Annotated in this window: 13 protein-coding genes; 8 read left to right on the top strand and 5 right to left on the bottom strand. The window is 63.5% G+C overall.

Annotated elements, in window-relative coordinates; translation table 11 throughout:
- Positions 1–19: 19 nt before the first annotated feature.
- Positions 20–493 carry a hypothetical protein gene (locus tag G8E03_RS13475; RefSeq protein WP_166192911.1) on the bottom strand — a complete coding sequence of 158 codons (474 nt, stop codon included), beginning with the start codon at positions 491–493 and terminating at the stop codon, positions 20–22.
- A gap of 196 nt (positions 494–689) precedes the next feature.
- Positions 690–1,106, bottom strand: coding sequence for a secondary thiamine-phosphate synthase enzyme YjbQ (locus G8E03_RS13470; protein ID WP_166192908.1), 417 nt, complete (start codon positions 1,104–1,106; stop codon positions 690–692).
- Between the two features lie 85 nt (positions 1,107–1,191).
- On the opposite strand from G8E03_RS13470, the gene G8E03_RS13465 reads away from it, so the two are divergent.
- Positions 1,192–1,866 (top strand): SDR family oxidoreductase, encoded by a 675-nt coding sequence (locus G8E03_RS13465; protein ID WP_166192905.1) that lies wholly within the window; start codon positions 1,192–1,194, stop codon positions 1,864–1,866.
- 178 nt (positions 1,867–2,044) lie between these two features.
- Here the strand turns inward: G8E03_RS13465 and rpoD are convergent, their stop codons facing one another.
- The 3 genes from rpoD to G8E03_RS13450 form a co-directional block, all read right to left on the bottom strand.
- Positions 2,045–4,003, bottom strand: coding sequence for an RNA polymerase sigma factor RpoD (rpoD, locus tag G8E03_RS13460; protein WP_166192902.1), 1,959 nt, complete (start codon positions 4,001–4,003; stop codon positions 2,045–2,047).
- Between the two features lie 102 nt (positions 4,004–4,105).
- A complete protein-coding gene (gene dnaG / locus G8E03_RS13455) occupies positions 4,106–6,052 on the bottom strand; it encodes a DNA primase (protein ID WP_166192899.1) in 1,947 nt (648 codons plus the stop codon).
- Positions 6,053–6,125: 73 nt separating this feature from the next.
- The gene (locus G8E03_RS13450; RefSeq protein WP_166192896.1) at positions 6,126–6,782 is read right to left on the bottom strand and encodes a ceramidase domain-containing protein; all 657 of its coding nucleotides are present in this window, start codon (positions 6,780–6,782) and stop codon (positions 6,126–6,128) included.
- Positions 6,783–6,835: 53 nt separating this feature from the next.
- Between G8E03_RS13450 and G8E03_RS13445 the strand changes: the two genes are divergently transcribed.
- From G8E03_RS13445 to G8E03_RS13415, 7 genes are all read left to right on the top strand, one after another.
- Positions 6,836–7,528, top strand: a complete 693-nt coding sequence (locus G8E03_RS13445) for a metal-dependent hydrolase (protein ID WP_166192893.1) — start codon at positions 6,836–6,838, stop codon at positions 7,526–7,528.
- Between the two features lie 149 nt (positions 7,529–7,677).
- Entirely contained in the window at positions 7,678–8,748 is a 1,071-nt protein-coding gene (locus tag G8E03_RS13440) for an AI-2E family transporter (RefSeq protein WP_166192890.1), read from the top strand.
- Positions 8,745–9,419 (top strand): HdaA/DnaA family protein, encoded by a 675-nt coding sequence (locus G8E03_RS13435; protein ID WP_166192887.1) that lies wholly within the window; start codon positions 8,745–8,747, stop codon positions 9,417–9,419. The genes G8E03_RS13440 and G8E03_RS13435 overlap by 4 nt, the downstream gene beginning before the upstream one ends.
- Positions 9,420–9,570: 151 nt before the next feature.
- Positions 9,571–11,235 carry a methionine--tRNA ligase gene (gene metG / locus G8E03_RS13430; protein WP_166192884.1) on the top strand — a complete coding sequence of 555 codons (1,665 nt, stop codon included), beginning with the start codon at positions 9,571–9,573 and terminating at the stop codon, positions 11,233–11,235.
- 159 nt (positions 11,236–11,394) lie between these two features.
- On the top strand, positions 11,395–12,318 hold the full coding sequence (locus G8E03_RS13425) for a DMT family transporter (RefSeq protein WP_166192882.1): 924 nt from the start codon (positions 11,395–11,397) through the stop codon (positions 12,316–12,318).
- 179 nt (positions 12,319–12,497) lie between these two features.
- Positions 12,498–14,255, top strand: a complete 1,758-nt coding sequence (locus G8E03_RS13420) for a DNA polymerase III subunit gamma/tau (protein ID WP_166192879.1) — start codon at positions 12,498–12,500, stop codon at positions 14,253–14,255.
- A 70-nt stretch (positions 14,256–14,325) separates the two neighbouring features.
- Positions 14,326–16,104 carry an ABC transporter transmembrane domain-containing protein gene (locus G8E03_RS13415; RefSeq protein ID WP_166192876.1) on the top strand — a complete coding sequence of 593 codons (1,779 nt, stop codon included), beginning with the start codon at positions 14,326–14,328 and terminating at the stop codon, positions 16,102–16,104.
- Positions 16,105–16,232 lie beyond the last annotated feature (128 nt).

Raw genomic sequence — 16,232 nt, 5'->3', positions numbered from 1 at the left:
TGGCTCAGGGCATTGCGCCTCAGTACGTCTCGATCTGAAGTTGGGCGGCGCAGGTCTGCGGCCCAAAGGTGCCGATCCAGATATCGTAGGTGCCGCTGGCCGGGTTGTTGATGTGCAGCAAGGCGTCGTTCGCGCTGCTGCCATTGCTGTCATCGTCGAAGAACCAATCCCCATCGCCATCGTTGATCAGCAGAACGCTGTCGCAATTGCTGACCACACGCAATTCGAGGCTGTAATTCGCATCCTTGTAGTAGTTCAGCTCGAAGTCGGGCGACTGTGCGACCCATCCCGTGGGGGAGACGCCGTTATACGTGCGGATACCGCAGCGCGAGACATCGGAACTGCCGCCAGCCGTAACATTATAGTTCTGTGCCGAGTATAACTGTGTCGCCGAAGCATTGATTGTCGGGCCGGAAAATCCAATGTTCGGGCAAGCATAAGCTGCCCCGGCGATGAAAGTCATGGCGGCGGTGGCCAATAATGTCTTGAGCATTTTTCTGTCTCCTAGGTCAGGTGCGTTATATTTCGCGGGCATAATGCGTTCTGAACGTCGTTTCATGCAAGCAATACTGGATCGCGCATCTTGCCCACACATTGTAAACTGCATCACCGAGAGGCGGTAAATAACTGTTCTTTATGTATTTTGGAGGTACCCGCGAAGTGTACATGAATTCACAATATGCAATCCTCTAGATCAGCGTCACCACGACTTTGCGTTCGTGCGGGGCCGAACGATGCTCGAACAGATATAGCCCCTGCCATGTGCCCAGCGCCAATGCGCCACCTGCGATGGGAACGTTCAGGCTGACGGGCAGCACCGCCGCCTTGATGTGCGCCGGCATGTCGTCCGGCCCCTCGGCACGATGGGTCAGATAGCGCATCGCGGGGTCGTTCGCGTCCGGCACCATCCTGTCGAAAAAGGCTCGCAGGTCGCGGCATACGTCGGGGTCGGCATTCTCCTGTATCAGAAGGGAGCAGGAGGTGTGCTGCACGAACAGGGACGCCAGCGATGCCTCGCGCCCGTGCCTTTCGACCAATGCCTGCACCTCAGGCGTGAACTCGGTCAGCCCTGCGCCGCGTGTGTGGATCCTCAGCGTTGTTTGCATCGTCTTCTCCTCATCAAACAGGCATCCCATGGAACGGCCCCGGCGGGATGCCGTTGGTACACAACATTAAAACGGAGAGATCGGCATGAGTGACAGGGTACTTTTTCTGACAGGTGCATCCAGCGGGATCGGCGCGGCAACGGTTCGGGCCGCGGTCGATGCTGGCTGGTCCGTCGGCATGATGGCGCGCAGTGAGGACAAGCTGGCGGAGATGGCCAGCGAATTCGGGGCAAGTGTGCTGGCGCTGCCCGGCGATGCGACCGATTACGAACAGCAGGTCGAAGCCATTGGACGGACCGTGCGACATTTCGGAAAGCTCGATGCCGCATACGCGAATGCAGGCACGGGTCTTTCCTCAGCCGGCACCGAGAACGGCGATACGGATGAGTGGCACCAAATGATCCATATCAACGTGCTGGGGGTTCTGTGGACGGCGAAGGCCGCCATGCCGCACCTCAAGCGGACCCAGGGCCATATGGTCATGACGGGCTCGGCCGCCGGGCGACGTCACATTGCTGGATCGGTCTACGGCGCGTCGAAATGGTTCGTCCGTGGGTATGGCGGCAATCTGGCAGCGGAAATGAAGGAATGGGGCGGCCGCTGCACGGTCATCGCGCCGGGGATGGTCGATACGCCGTTCTTCGATGAGGGCAAACCGGACAAGTTGCAGTCGCAGGATGTCGCGAACGCTGTTGTCTACGCGCTCGACCAGCCCGCGCATGTCAACGTGAACGAGATCTTCCTGACCCCCACCGATTGAGCTGCGCTGACTGAATGGGGATTTGAGTCTCAAGAAGCGAGACCGGAACCGCACCACGTATTCGGTTTTGCAAGACATCTGCGTGAAGCTGGGCGGAGAATATCGGCCATTCACAGCAGAAACGACGTCCATCAGCCTGAAACCGGGGCAGGGGCATCTGGCCCCCGCCCCGAAAAAGTTACTGATCGAGGAAAGAACGCAATTTGCGGCTGCGCGACGGATGCTTCAGCTTGCGCAGGGCCTTTGCCTCGATCTGGCGGATACGTTCGCGGGTCACGCTGAACTGCTGCCCGACCTCCTCCAACGTGTGATCGGTGTTCATGCCGATGCCGAAACGCATTCTCAGCACACGCTCCTCACGCGGGGTCAGTGATGCCAGAACCCGCGTCGTCGTTTCCTTCAGGTTGCCCTGAATGGCGGCCTCCAACGGCAACATCGCGTTCTTGTCCTCGATGAAGTCGCCGAGCTGCGAATCCTCCTCGTCTCCGATCGGGGTTTCGAGAGAGATCGGCTCCTTGGCGATCTTCTGGACCTTGCGGACCTTTTCGAGCGGCATTTGCAGCTTTTCCGCCAGTTCCTCGGGCGTCGGCTCCCGCCCGATTTCGTGCAGCATCTGGCGACCGGTGCGGACCAGCTTGTTGATCGTCTCGATCATGTGAACCGGGATACGGATCGTGCGGGCCTGATCGGCAATCGAGCGGGTGATCGCCTGACGGATCCACCATGTCGCATAGGTCGAGAACTTGTAGCCGCGGCGATACTCGAACTTGTCCACGGCCTTCATCAGGCCGATATTGCCTTCCTGGATCAGGTCGAGGAATTGCAGGCCCCGGTTCGTGTATTTCTTGGCGATGGAGATCACCAGCCGCAGGTTTGCCTCGACCATTTCCTTCTTGGCCTGACGGGCTTCTTTCTCACCCTTCTGAACCTGCTGAACGATGCGGCGGAATTCGGGAATATCGACGCCGATATAGGTGCCGACCTCTCCCATTTCAGCGCGGACGTTTTCGACCTTCTCACGGTGCACGGAGGCGAGGGTGGACCAGCCACGGCCCTTGTTCTCACCCACACGGTCCAGCCAGCCGGGTTCCAGCTCCGCACCGCGATATTCAGCGATGAAATCCTTGCGGTTGATCCGCGACAGGTCCGACAGCTTCACCATGTCGCCGTCCAGCGACATGATCTTGCGGTTGATGCCGTAGATCTGGTCGACGAGGGCCTCGATCCGGTTGTTGTGCAGGTGCAGCGAGTTCACCATCTCGACGATTTCGGAGCGCAGGCGCTGATAGTCCAGTTCCTGCGAGGTGGAAAACGTGCTGGCCTGGTTCAGCGCGGCGGACATGCGGTCGTCCTGCATGGCGGCCAGACGGGTGTAGTCACTCGCGATCCGGTCAAGCGTTTCGAGGACTTGCGGCTTCAACTGAGCCTCCATCGCGGCCAGCGACAGGTTCGCCTGTTCGTCCTCTTCCTCGTCGTCCTCATCCGTGGTTTCGGTTTTCTGCTCCCCGGATGCATCATCTGTGGAATCGGTCGGGGTCGTGACCTCGTTCTCTTCCTCCTCCTCCAGCGTTTCACCGAAAGTGGTTTCCAGGTCGATGACGTCGCGCAGCATGATGGCCTCTTCCATCAGCTCCTCACGCCAGATCGTGATGGCTTGGAAGGTCAGGGGGCTTTCACACAGGCCCAGGATCATCGTGTTGCGGCCCGCCTCGATCCGCTTTGCGATCGCGATCTCGCCCTCGCGGCTCAGCAGTTCGACGGATCCCATCTCACGCAGGTACATCCGCACCGGATCGTCGGTGCGATCCAGTGTTTCATTGCTTGCCGTGGTGGTGGCGATTTCGCGGCTGGTCGATGCTTCGGCGTCGCTGGGGGCCTTGGCGTCCTCTTCCTCGGCTTCCTCCGGCTCGATGACATTGATGCCCATTTCGGACAGCATCGCCATCACGTCCTCGATCTGCTCGGACGAGACCTGATCGGGGGGCATCACCGTGTTAAGCTCGTCGTAAGTGATGTATCCACGCGCCTTGGCCGTCGTGATCATCTTTTTCACGCCGGCCTGGCTCATGTCCAGAATGGAGCTCGATCCGCTCTCCTGATCCTCGTCCTTGCGTTGTTCGAGGTCGTTTGCAGCCATGATGCACTCCGTCAAACCGTGCCGTTCCATACCCGAATCAGGGCCGAATCAGCGAAATATCCTGCACGATACTGAATCGATACTGATTCGGCCCGTGCTGCTTTAGCGTTTCTTTATCCAGACCTGCTCCGCGATTAAACGCGAAAGATGGTCTGACAATTCCTGTTCACCGCCGGTTTCGGCGTCTTCGTCCTTGTAACCGCGCAATGCCCGGTCGCGTGCAAGGCTGGCCTGCTGCAGCCGCCAAGTGACACCCTCGTCGGCAACGCCATGCAGATCCTCCTCTGCGTCGCGCACCTCGTCGCGGATGCCCATTTCGGCGGTCAGCTTGGCCATCTCCTCCAGAATCGCGGCCTGTGCGACCGTTGCGTCGGCCTCGGGGGCCAGATGTCGCGCGACCCGGACGTTGCCCAGCGTATTCAGCCGTTCCCGCGCGTCATAGCCGATTTGCGTCATCGTCGCTTCTACAGCCGCACTGGCATCGTGATGTAGGGGGCTGGTCAGATGAAACAAGAGCACGTCGCGCACTGTGATAAGATCGGCACAGGCCATTGGCAATCGTTCCAGCGATGCCTCCAGCTTCAGCGCGATGTCGGGATGATTCAGACATCCGGCGATGATCGCGCTTTCGCGCAGGCGCACGTGATCGTCCAGCGCGTGCGCCTCACGCGCCAGGAACGAGGCACGAGCCCCCGCGCTGGCCGGTTCGGGCGCGCCCTTGGGCCGCCAGGGCACGCCCTTTCCGAACCCGCCGCGCCGATTGCGATTGCCGCCGAACAGGGCCTGCCGTTTTTCGCGCAGGGCGGCGGCGTAATGATTGCGGATCGACGGATCCTCGATCATTTGCAGCAACTTGCGAAGGTCTGCATCCAATGCCGCGCGCCGCTCGGGGCTGTCGAAGACGCGGCCCTCCGTCTCCCGCTCCCACAGCAACTCCACCATGGGGCGGGCACCGTCGAGCAACGCGTGCATTGCGGATGCGCCGCTTTCTCGGATCAGGTCGTCGGGGTCCTGACCGGCAGGCATCATGCAGAACCGCAGGCTCTTGCCCGGTTGCAGCATCGGCAGCGCCACGTCGATCAGGCGCTGCGCTGCGCGGATGCCGGCCTTATCCCCGTCCAGGGCGATGACCGGCTCATCCGTGATCCGCCACATCAGCGCCAGCTGCCCCTGCGTGATCGCGGTGCCGAGGGGGGCGACCGCGTGGCCAATTCCAGCTTGCGCCAGCGCGATCACATCCATGTAGCCCTCGGCCACCACCAGCGATTGCGTCTTGCCCGCAGCCTCACGCGCGGGGCCGTGATTGTAGAGCGCGCGCCCCTTGTCGAACAGCTCCGTCTCCGGTCCGTTGAGGTATTTGGCCCGTGCGTTTGGGTCCATCGCGCGCCCGCCCAGGCTGATCGCGCGGCCCCGCGCGTCGCGTATGGGAAAGACGATGCGGTCGCGGAACCGGTCATAGGGATCACCGCTGTCGGGCTGGGCCGCCACGCCCGAGGCGACAATATCCTTCGCGTCGATCCCCTTGCCGCGCAGATGCTCGAACAGAACGGTGCGGCCTGCGGGGGCATAGCCGATCTCGAACCGCTCGACGGTCTGCTTGCTCAGGCCGCGACGGGAGATGTAATCACGTGCGGCGGCGGCCTTCGCACCGGAAAGCTGCCCGCGATAGAACTTTACTGCCATTTCGACGATGTCGCTGAGTCCGGCGCGTTCCTGCGCCCTGGCGACAGCCTTCGGATCGCGGGCGGGCATCTGCATTCCGGCCTCACGGGCGAGGATCTCGACCGCTTCCATGAAGCTGACATTCTCGGTTTCCTTGACGAAGCCGATGGCGTCACCCTTCGCATGGCAACCGAAGCAATAGTAGAAACCCTTGCGGTCATCGACGTGGAACGAGGCGCTCTTTTCCTGATGGAACGGGCAGGCGGCCCACATGTCGCCCTTGCCCGGATTCGATTTGCGGCTGTCCCACGTGACCTTACGCGCGGCAACGGCGGCAAGGGACGTGCGCGCGCGCAGTTCGTCGAAAAAGGAGGGTGGAAGGTTCATCCCCCCAATATCGGCTTTCGCGCCGGGATCGGCAAGATGCCTCGGCGCGAAGTCTTCTCGACGAGGCTGCGATTCAACAGGGCTGCGACCGGTCATGCCGATCCAGGACGAGGATCATCCAGCCCAGCATGATGCCGTTCAGGACATGCCACAGCCAATGCACCCCCAACGGCACCACCGCGCAGATCGCCGGGTCCAGCGACCGCACGATCAACGAGACCGCGAGCACCGCCGCGCCGATCAGCAGGCCGCGCCCGGTCCGGGGCTTGCCCGGCAGCAGCCACAAGCCATAGCCCGCGATCAGCAGCGCGGTGGGGATGTAGCCCTCGGATCCGTTCAGCCCGCCGGTCACGGCCGCGATGCCGCTTGCGATCACGGCCGAAAAGGGAAGGAACAGCGCCACCGCGACGAACCCGGCCCACTGGGGCAGGTCCAGCATGCGCACCGTCGCCAACCACAGATATACCAGTATGAACAGCAGGATCGGAAACACATCCGCCGCACTGGCCCAGCGCGTGGCGAATGTATGGAACATGAAGGATCCGACACCGATTGCCGTCAGAATGACCAGCAGCAACCGCGCACCGGGATCCGCCCGATCCCGCACCATGCGCCACACCACGACCGCCGCGATCAAAAACGCGGCGTTCGTCACGGCATTGGCGGGCTCGGACCAGAAGCTGAAATCCGTACGCTCGCAGTAGTTGTCGATCTGGGCTGACCAGTCCATGTTGTTCCCCATCCGGCTGTGCCGTACCATGACTTTCTGACGAGGACACGCAAATGAAAATCACCTGGCTCGGCCATTCCGGCTTCCGTATCGAGATCGGCGATCAAATCCTGCTGGTGGACCCATGGCTCGCCGACAATCCCAGCTTCGCCAGCGCCGAAAGGGGCCGCGCGATCACCGGCGCCACCGCGATCCTGCTCAGCCACGGTCACGGCGACCATTCGGCGGATGTCGTGGGCATTGCGAAGGAACTGGACATTCCCGTCGTCGGTATCTTCGATTTGATGAGCTGGTGGGAGGAGAAGGAAGGCATCTCCACCATCGGGTTCAACAAGGGGGGTACGGTCAAGCTGGGCGAGGTCGCGATCACCATGGTCAACGCGACCCATTCGTCCAGCATCTCCACCCCCGATGGGCCGCGCTATGCCGGGGGCGAGGCCGGATTCATGATCGCGGGCGAGGGTAAGACGATCTATTTCTCGGGCGATACGGATGTCATGGTGGACATGGCTGTGTTCCAGGCGCTGCACCACCCGCAAATTGGCATTCTGGCCGCCGGGGGGCACTTCACCATGGACATGAAGCGTGCCGCCTATGCCGCGAAGACGTTCTTCGATTTCGAAACGGTGATCCCGTGCCACTACCAGACCTTCGGCCTGTTGGAGCAATCGGCGGATGTCCTGCGCGAGGCCTTGCCGGATGTGAATGTGATCGAGCCGGAGGTGATGCGCCCGATTACCCTTTAGACCGCTCACTTCAGATCGAATGATTGCCGGGGGGAAGCGCGGCCTGCGGCGTCCGCCTCGCAGGGGGGTTGCCGGGCATGGCGAACTCCCGCCTTTCCACCGGGCATTCCGGCCTGTAAACCTGCGCCCGAACCACGGGAGCATTCGAGATGGCACTGAGCCGAGGCCAACAACTGCGCTATTGGGGGATCGGCGCCCTGATCTTCTTCGCGTTCCTGTGGTTTATAGGGGATACGCTGCTGCCGTTTCTGGTCGGCATGACCATCGCGTATTTCCTGGACCCCGTGGCGGACCGGTTGGAGCGGGCTGGATTTTCCCGCTTGTGGGCGACCGTGGTGATTACGGTCGGCGTGCTGCTCGGCGCGATGATCGTACTGGTTCTGCTGATCCCGGTGGTGATCGACCAGACCCAATCGCTGATCGCCGCCGCACCCGGCTATGCCGAGACGTTGCGCAATTTCCTCGAAGAACGTTTCCCCGATTTTCTGGAGGAAGGCTCGGACGTGCGCGACGCCATCGACAGCACGACGGAAACGATCCGTGCGCGCATTCCCGACATCGCCAACTCGATCCTGGCATCCGGCATCGCGCTGCTGGATTTCGTGCTCCTTCTTGTAGTGGCACCTGTGGTGGCCTTCTACATGCTGATGGACTGGGATCGCATGGTGGCCAAGATCGACGGCTGGCTGCCGCGTGAGCATCGCAGCAGCATCCGCGCGCTTGCCCGGCAGGTGGACGACGTGCTGGCGGGCTTTGTGCGGGGGCAGTTGACGGTATGCCTGATTCTGGGGACCTTCTACGCCGTGGCGCTGACCCTGATCGGTCTGCAATTCGGGCTTGTGATCGGCCTGTTCGCGGGCCTGATCAGTTTCATCCCCTTCATCGGGTCGATCATGGGAGGCATGGTGAGTATCGGCGTGGCCCTGTTCCAGTTCTGGGATCAGCCGCTGTGGATCGCCGCCGTGGCCGCTATCTTCGCGTTGGGTCAGGCGGTCGAGGGGAACGTTCTGACGCCGAAGCTGGTCGGCGGGTCCGTCGGTCTGCATCCGGTCTGGCTGATGTTCGCACTGGCGGCGTTCGGTGCGCTGATGGGCTTTACCGGATTGCTGATCGCGGTGCCCGTCGCAGCCGTCCTGGGGGTGCTCGCACGGTTCGGACTGGAAAAATACCTTCAGGGCAGCCTGTATCGCGGGACCGAGGGGCGGGACGAGGATTTATGAGCCAGCTACCCCTCGACCTGCCGCACAGACCCGCGCTGGACCGTGAGGCGTTCTTCGTCTCCGCCTCCAACGCGGCGGCCCTCACGATGGTTGAGGCTTGGCGCGACTGGCCCGGCGGCAAACTGGCGCTGACCGGGGCTGGTGGCAGTGGCAAGACTCACCTTGCCCATGTCTGGGCGGCGGATGCCGGGGCCGTGGTGGTGGACGCCGTGGACCTGCCGCAGTCCGATCTGCCCGCGCTGGCGGAAATCGGGGCCGTCGCGGTCGAGGATGTCGATCACATTGCCGACCTGCCCACCCCGCGTGAGGCGGAGGCGGCGCTGTTTCACTTGCACAACATGCTCTCCGGCGCGGGGGGCAAGCTGCTGGTCACGGGCAAGGGCGCGCCTGCGCGCTGGCGCATCGCGACCGCGGATCTGGCCTCTCGGCTGCACGCGGCGGGGCTGGCAACGTTGGGCGCACCGGACGATGCGCTGATCCATGCGGTGATCGTCAAGATTGCCAGCGACCGGCAACTGGACCTCGACCCGCGCCTGCCGGCCTTCCTGGCGCTGCGGCTGGACCGCTCGCTCGCCTCGATTGCCGGGGCGCTGGCCGATCTGGATCGGCAGGCGCTGGCGGTGCAGCGGCGCATAACCGTGCCCTTCGCCCGGCAGGTTCTGGGGCTGTGACGCTTTCGCTCCCCCGTAATATCCCCGCCGCAGGTTGCGGATGCCGGACAGGGTATTTGGCCGGGGTAATTATCGCATAGCCTTCCTCCGCCCACTGGCGAAGCGCGCCTCGATGGGCTAGAGGTCGCGCCGACCGACATGAGGAAACCCGATGGCCCGCTATCTCGTCACTTCCGCCATTCCGTATATCAACGGCATCAAGCATCTGGGCAATCTGGTGGGCAGCCAGCTTCCCTCGGACGTCTTTGCTCGCTATCTGCGGGCGCGGGGTCACGAGGTGATGCATATCTGCGCCACGGACGAGCACGGCTCCCCGGCGGAACTGGCCGCGCAAAAGGCGGGTAAGCCGGTTGCGGAATATTGCGCCGAGATGCACGAGGTTCAGGCCGAACTGGCCCGTGGCTTCCGTCTGGCTTTCGACCATTTCGGGCGCTCGTCCAGTCCGCAGAACCACGAATTGACGCAGCATTTCGCGGCTCAACTGGCCAAGCAGGGCCTGATTGCCGAGGTTGTGGAACATCAGATTTATTCCGTCACCGACGGCCGCTTCCTGCCCGACCGCTATGTTGAGGGGACCTGTCCCAATTGCGGTTTCGAGTCCGCGCGCGGTGACCAGTGCGACAATTGCACCAAGCAGCTGGACCCCACCGACCTGATCAATCCGCGATCCACCATTTCGGGCGCCACCGATCTGGAGGTGCGTGAGACGACGCACCTGCACCTCAAGCAAAGCCAACTGCGCGCCGAGCTTTCCGACTGGATCGAGGGCAAGCATGACTGGCCTTTGCTGACCACCTCGATCGCCAAGAAGTGGTTGAACGACGGTGACGGCCTGCAGGATCGGGGCATCACCCGCGATCTGGACTGGGGCGTGCCGGTGCCCGATCTGCCGGGCAAGGTCTTCTACGTCTGGTTCGACGCCCCCATCGCCTATATTGCCGCCACGGCGGAGAAGTTCGACGATTGGGAGCGTTGGTGGCGCACGGACAAGGGCGCCGACGACGTGACTTATGTTCAATTCATGGGCAAGGACAACGTGCCCTTCCACACCCTCAGCTTTCCCGCCACGATCATCGGATCGGGTGAGCCGTGGAAGCTGGTCGATTACATCAAGTCCTTCAACTACCTCAACTACGAGGGCGGGCAATTCTCCACCTCGCGCGGGCGGGGGGTCTTCATGGATCAGGCGCTGGGCGTGCTGCCGTCGGATTACTGGCGCTGGTGGTTGATGAGCAACGTGCCCGAAACCTCCGACGCGCAGTTCACGTGGGAGAGTTTTCAGGCGGGCTGCAACAAGGATCTGGCCGATGTTCTGGGCAACTTCGTGTCCCGCGTGACCAAGTTCTGTCGCTCCAAATTCGGCGAGGAAGTCCCCGATGGCCCGATGGGCGAAACCGAGCAGGCCTTGATCGAGGAGCTGACCCGTCGCGTCACCCTCTACGAGGGGCACATGCAGGCGATGGAGTTTCGCAAGGCCACGGCAGAACTGCGCGCGATCTGGGTCGCGGGCAACGAATACTTGCAGGAAACCGCCCCCTGGGCCGTTTTCAAGCAGGATCCGGTGCACGCGGCGGGGATCATCCGCCTCGCGCTGAACCTCTGCCGTCTTTACGCAGCGCTGTCTGTTCCGTTCATCCCGGACGCCTCCGCGATGCTGGCAGAGGCGCTGAACACCGACCTCGACTGGCCCGACGACGTGGCATCGGCGCTCGACACGCTCAAGCCGGGTCATGCGTTCAGCGTGCCTGAAAACCTGTTCGCCAAGATTACCGATGAGCAGCGCGAGGAATGGCAGCAGACGTTCCAGGGCCGCTGAGGTGGCATTGTAACCGCACAATTTTGCCCGTGCCCCAAGCCGGGGTGTGGGCGTAAGACCGGTGTGGCGCGCACGATCGTGCGTCGTATCACAGCCGCGAAGCAGCCTCAGCGCAGTCCCGTTTCAGGGCGTCTTCCGGCCCGAAGTCGAGGACGATACGTGCAACAATCCCCCCCAGGCGGCGCCCTGCCACACCCCGCCCGAGAGCAACCGGACAATGCACGCGGACTGGCGTGGATGTTCTTTTCCGTCGTCACCGCCTCAGCCATGTCGGTTGCGGTGCGCTATGTCGCGGCGGATGTGGACAGCCGCATGGTCGTGACCTTGCGCGCAGGGGTCACGACATTGATAATTCTGGCAGTTCTGCCGCTGATCTGGCGCAAGCTGCGCTTTACCTCACCCCGCGACCATCTGATCCGAGGGGCGCTGATCGGGTTCTCGACGCATCTGGGATTCTTCACGCTGGTCCACTTGCCATTGGCGACATCGACGGTGCTGTTCTTTACCGCTCCGATTTTCGCAACGATCCTGGCGGCGGTGTTTCAGGGGGAACGTGTGGGCCCGCGCAGATGGGGCGCGGTTCTGGCGGGATTCGCAGGGGCTCTGATCATTCTACGACCGGGTTTCATCGGGTTGGAGGTCGCGATGCTGACGGCGCTCGGGTCCTCCCTGCTGTTCGCCATCGCCCTGTCGATGAGCCGCCGCATCGCGCGCGTGGACGGTGCGCTGTCCGCGTTCGTGTCCTCGGTGGTGGTGACGCTGGTCATCAGCGTGCCGATCGCGTTGCCTGTCTGGCAGATGCCGCACGGCTCCTCCGCGTTGATCGGATTGGCGGTTCTGGTGGTCTGCGGTGCCGCGCGGAATGTCGGGGATATTCAGGCCTATCGCTATGCCGATGCGGGCTTGCTGGCGCCCATCACCTACCTGCGGCTCGTCCTGATCGGCGGGGCCGGATACGTTCTGTTCGGAGAAGTTATCGACAGCTATACCGCTGCCGGTGCGGCGATGATCGTGGCGTCCACGCTCTATATCGCGCACCGCACCCGCGTAACCGCCTTAAGGGCGAGGTCGTCAGCGTCGTAGCTTTCCCGCAGTTCCGGGTGGCGCGCGCTGACAGGTGATAATGCCGCGATGCTTGGCGTTGCTCCCCCGGTTGAGTGCCGGGGTGCATTCCGCCGCGAGGATTGAGCGCGAAGCGCACGCCCGATGTTGCCCCTCACCCACGGGGACCTTAGGCTGCGGCGACCGTTTCCGGAGGCCCCATGAGCGATTCCAATTACCAAGTCCTCGCGCGGAAATACCGCCCCGAAACCTTCGCCGATCTGATCGGGCAGGACGCCATGGTCCGCACGCTCAAGAACGCGTTCGAGGCAGACCGCATCGCACATGCCTTTCTGATGACGGGCATTCGCGGTACGGGAAAGACGACCACCGCGCGGATCATTGCCAAGGGGCTGAACTGCATCGGGCCGGACGGGCAGGGTGGCCCCACGACCGAACCTTGCGGCCAATGCGAACCGTGCATCGCCATCGCCGAGGGGCGCCATGTCGATGTGATGGAGATGGACGCCGCATCGCGCACCGGGGTCGGGGACATCCGGGAGATCATCGATTCCGTGCGCTATCGTGCCGCCTCCGCCCGCTACAAGGTCTATATCATCGACGAGGTGCACATGCTCAGCACCTCCGCCTTCAACGCGTTGCTCAAGACGCTGGAGGAACCGCCCGAGCATGTGAAGTTCATCTTTGCCACCACGGAAATCCGCAAGGTGCCTGTCACCGTGCTCAGCCGATGCCAGCGCTTCGACCTGCGGCGGATGGAGCCGGAGCAGACCATGGCCTATCTCGCTCAGATCGCGGGCAAGGAAAACGCCGAAGTGGCAGAGGACGCGCTGGCCCTGATTACCCGCGCCGCCGAAGGGTCGATGCGCGACGCGCTGTCCTTGCTGGATCAGGCGATCGCCCACGGGGCGGGCCAGACCACCGCCGATCAGGTGCGCGCGATGCTGGGGCTGGCGGACCGGGGCAGGGTGCTGGACCTGTTCGATACGATCATGCGGGGCGACGCGGCGGGCGCGCTGGCAGAACTGTCTTCACAATACGCCGCTGGCGTCGATCCGCTGGCCGTCATGCGCGATCTGGCGGAGGTGACGCATTGGATCAGCGTGGTGAAGATCTCACCCGAGGCAGCCGAGGATCCAACCGTCACGCCGGACGAACGCTCGCGCGGCCTGGACATGGCGGAGAAGCTGCCGATGCGCGCGTTGTCACGCGCGTGGCAGATGCTGATCAAGGCGCTGGAGGAGGTCGCCGCCGCGCCCAATGCCATGATGGCCGCTGAAATGGCAATCATCCGCCTGACCCACGTGGCCGACCTGCCCAGCCCCGAGGATCTGGTGCGCAAGCTGCAAAATGGTGGCGCGACGGGCGGCGGGGTGGCGCAAGCGACCTCCGCTGGCAATGGTGGTGGCGGCGGGGGCGGAACGACCGCGCGCGCGGCGCTGGGCGGCACCCCTGTCATGCGCTCCGTCTCGCAGACCGTGGCATTGGCGGAGGCGGAGGAAAACCCGCTCGCACGCTATGCGCAGTTCGAGGACGTCGTCGCCCTGATCCGCAAACGGCGCGACATGCAGTTGCTGGTTCAGGTGGAACGCTACGTTCGCCTCGCCCGCTACAGCCCAGGCCGGATCGAGTTTCAGCCGACGGAGGATGCACCGCCGCAACTGGCCTCGGTTCTGCAACAACGTCTTCATGCGTGGACGGGCGTGCGGTGGGCCGTGACGCTGGTGTCCGAGGGCGGGGCCGAAACGCTGGCGGAAACCAACGCCGCCCTGGCCGATACGATGGAGGCGAAGGCCCGCGAGCACCCGCTGGTCCTGGCCGCGATGCAGGCTTTCCCACAGGCGCAATTCGTGCGCATCCACGTGCCGGAGCCTGAGGAGGACATCAACGAGACGGTCGTGCCGATCGATCCGGACGATGTCGATGACGATTGGGCACCGGTCGATCCGTTCGACTGAACCCGCCCCCGGTTGCGGTGCCCCGCATTGGTTGTTACATCGCAGCACGCAGCTTACCGAAAGTGTCGAAATGGCCGAGACGAACGAGGGTCGCGCACGCGCGAAAACTCTATCCCCGATCCGGGGTCTGGCGCCGTTCCTCGCCCCCTATCGCGTCTGGATCATCGGCGCGGGACTGGCGCTGACGTTCACGGCCGCGCTGACCTTGATCCTGCCCCTCGCCGGGCGTCGGGTGATCGACAATTTCCTTGCCGAGGATCTGGGCCGGATGGACGCCTATTTCGCGGCGGCTTTGGGCATCGCCGCGCTGTTGGCGGTCGGCACGGCGATCCGCTACATGCTGGTCACGATCATCGGGGAACGTGTCGTCGCGGACATTCGCAAGGCGGTCTATGATCGCGCCATCGGTATGTCGCCGGTCTATTACGAGCGTCTGATGACGGGTGAGGTGTTGAGCCGCCTGACCACCGACACGACGCTGATCCTCTCCGTCATATCCTCCAGCGTTTCGGTGGCGCTGCGCAATGTGCTGACGCTGTCGGGGGGGCTGGTGATGATGCTCTTTACCTCGACCAAACTGACGGTCGCGGTGCTGGTTCTGGTGCCGCTGGTGATCCTGCCCATCGTCCTGCTGGGGCGCCGCCTGCGCGGACTGGGGCGCGAAAATCAGGACCGGATCGCCGCCAGTTCGGCGCAGGCCAGCGAAACGCTGATGGCGGCGCAGACCATTCAGGCCTACACGCATGAGACAGCCAGCCGCACCGCGTTCGGACGGTTGACCGATGCCGCCCTGTCGTCCGCGCAGCGCCGGATCAAGGTGCGCGCGGCCATGACCGCCATCGTGATCTTCCTCGTCTTCGCGGGGGTTGTCGGCGTGCTGTGGCTGGGTGCGCGCGATGTGCGTGCGGATACCATGACGCCGGGCACGCTGTTCCAGTTTCTGATCTATGCAATTCTGGTGGCTGGCGCGGTGGGGGCCCTGTCCGAAATCTGGGGGGAACTGATGCGCGCGGCAGGCGCGACGGAGCGTTTGATCGAATTGTTGCAGGCCGAGGATCCCGTGCGCGATCCGCAGCATCCTGCGCAGCTGCCCGCCCCCCGCGGTGCGGTGGCGTTGCGCGACGTCTCGTTCCACTATCCCGCTCGCCCGACGGTTGCCGCCCTGTCAGGCGTGACGCTGGACATCGCACCGGGTGAGACTGTCGCCATCGTCGGACCCTCGGGCGCGGGCAAGACCACGATCTTTCAGTTGTTGCTGCGCTTCTACGATCCCGATGCCGGAACGGTCGAGATGGACGGCGTGGACATCGCAACGCTGGAACGCACGCAGATGCGCAGCCGTTTTGCGCTGGTGCCGCAGGAACCGGTGATCTTTGCCGATTCCGCGCGTGAGAACATCCGCTTCAGCCGCCCCGACGCCACGGATGCGGAGGTTGAGAGCGCGGCCCGCGCTGCCGCTGCCCACGACTTCCTGCTGGCCTTGCCCGACGGGTATGACACCTATGTCGGGGAGCGGGGCGTGATGCTGTCGGGGGGGCAGAAGCAACGCATCGCCATCGCCCGCGCGATCCTGCGCGACGCGCCGGTCCTGCTGCTGGATGAGGCGACCTCCTCGCTCGATGCGCAAAGCGAACGGGCGGTGCAGCAGGCGGTGGATGAGCTGTCGCAGGGCCGGACCACGGTGGTGATCGCGCACCGTCTGGCGACGGTGAAGAAGGCGGACCGGATCGTGGTGATGGAGGGCGGTCAGATCGTCGCCATCGGAACGCACGATACGCTCATCGCGCAGGACGGCCTGTATGCACGACTGGCCCGCTTGCAGTTCACGGACGGACTGAACGACATCTGAGCCGGAATCGGTCCTGTTGCGTGGCCTTGCGAACTTCTGCACAAAACGCATTCCCGGTAGGGGCACCTCACGGAAAGGGGCACCTGCCGCGAGGGATGTGCGCTTTTGACGCGGCGTCTGGCTTGTGT

The sequence above is a fragment of the Pontivivens nitratireducens genome, from assembly GCF_011290545.1.
GTDB lineage: Bacteria > Pseudomonadota > Alphaproteobacteria > Rhodobacterales > Rhodobacteraceae > Pontivivens > Pontivivens nitratireducens.
This window is presented reverse-complemented; position numbering and strand designations above follow the sequence as displayed.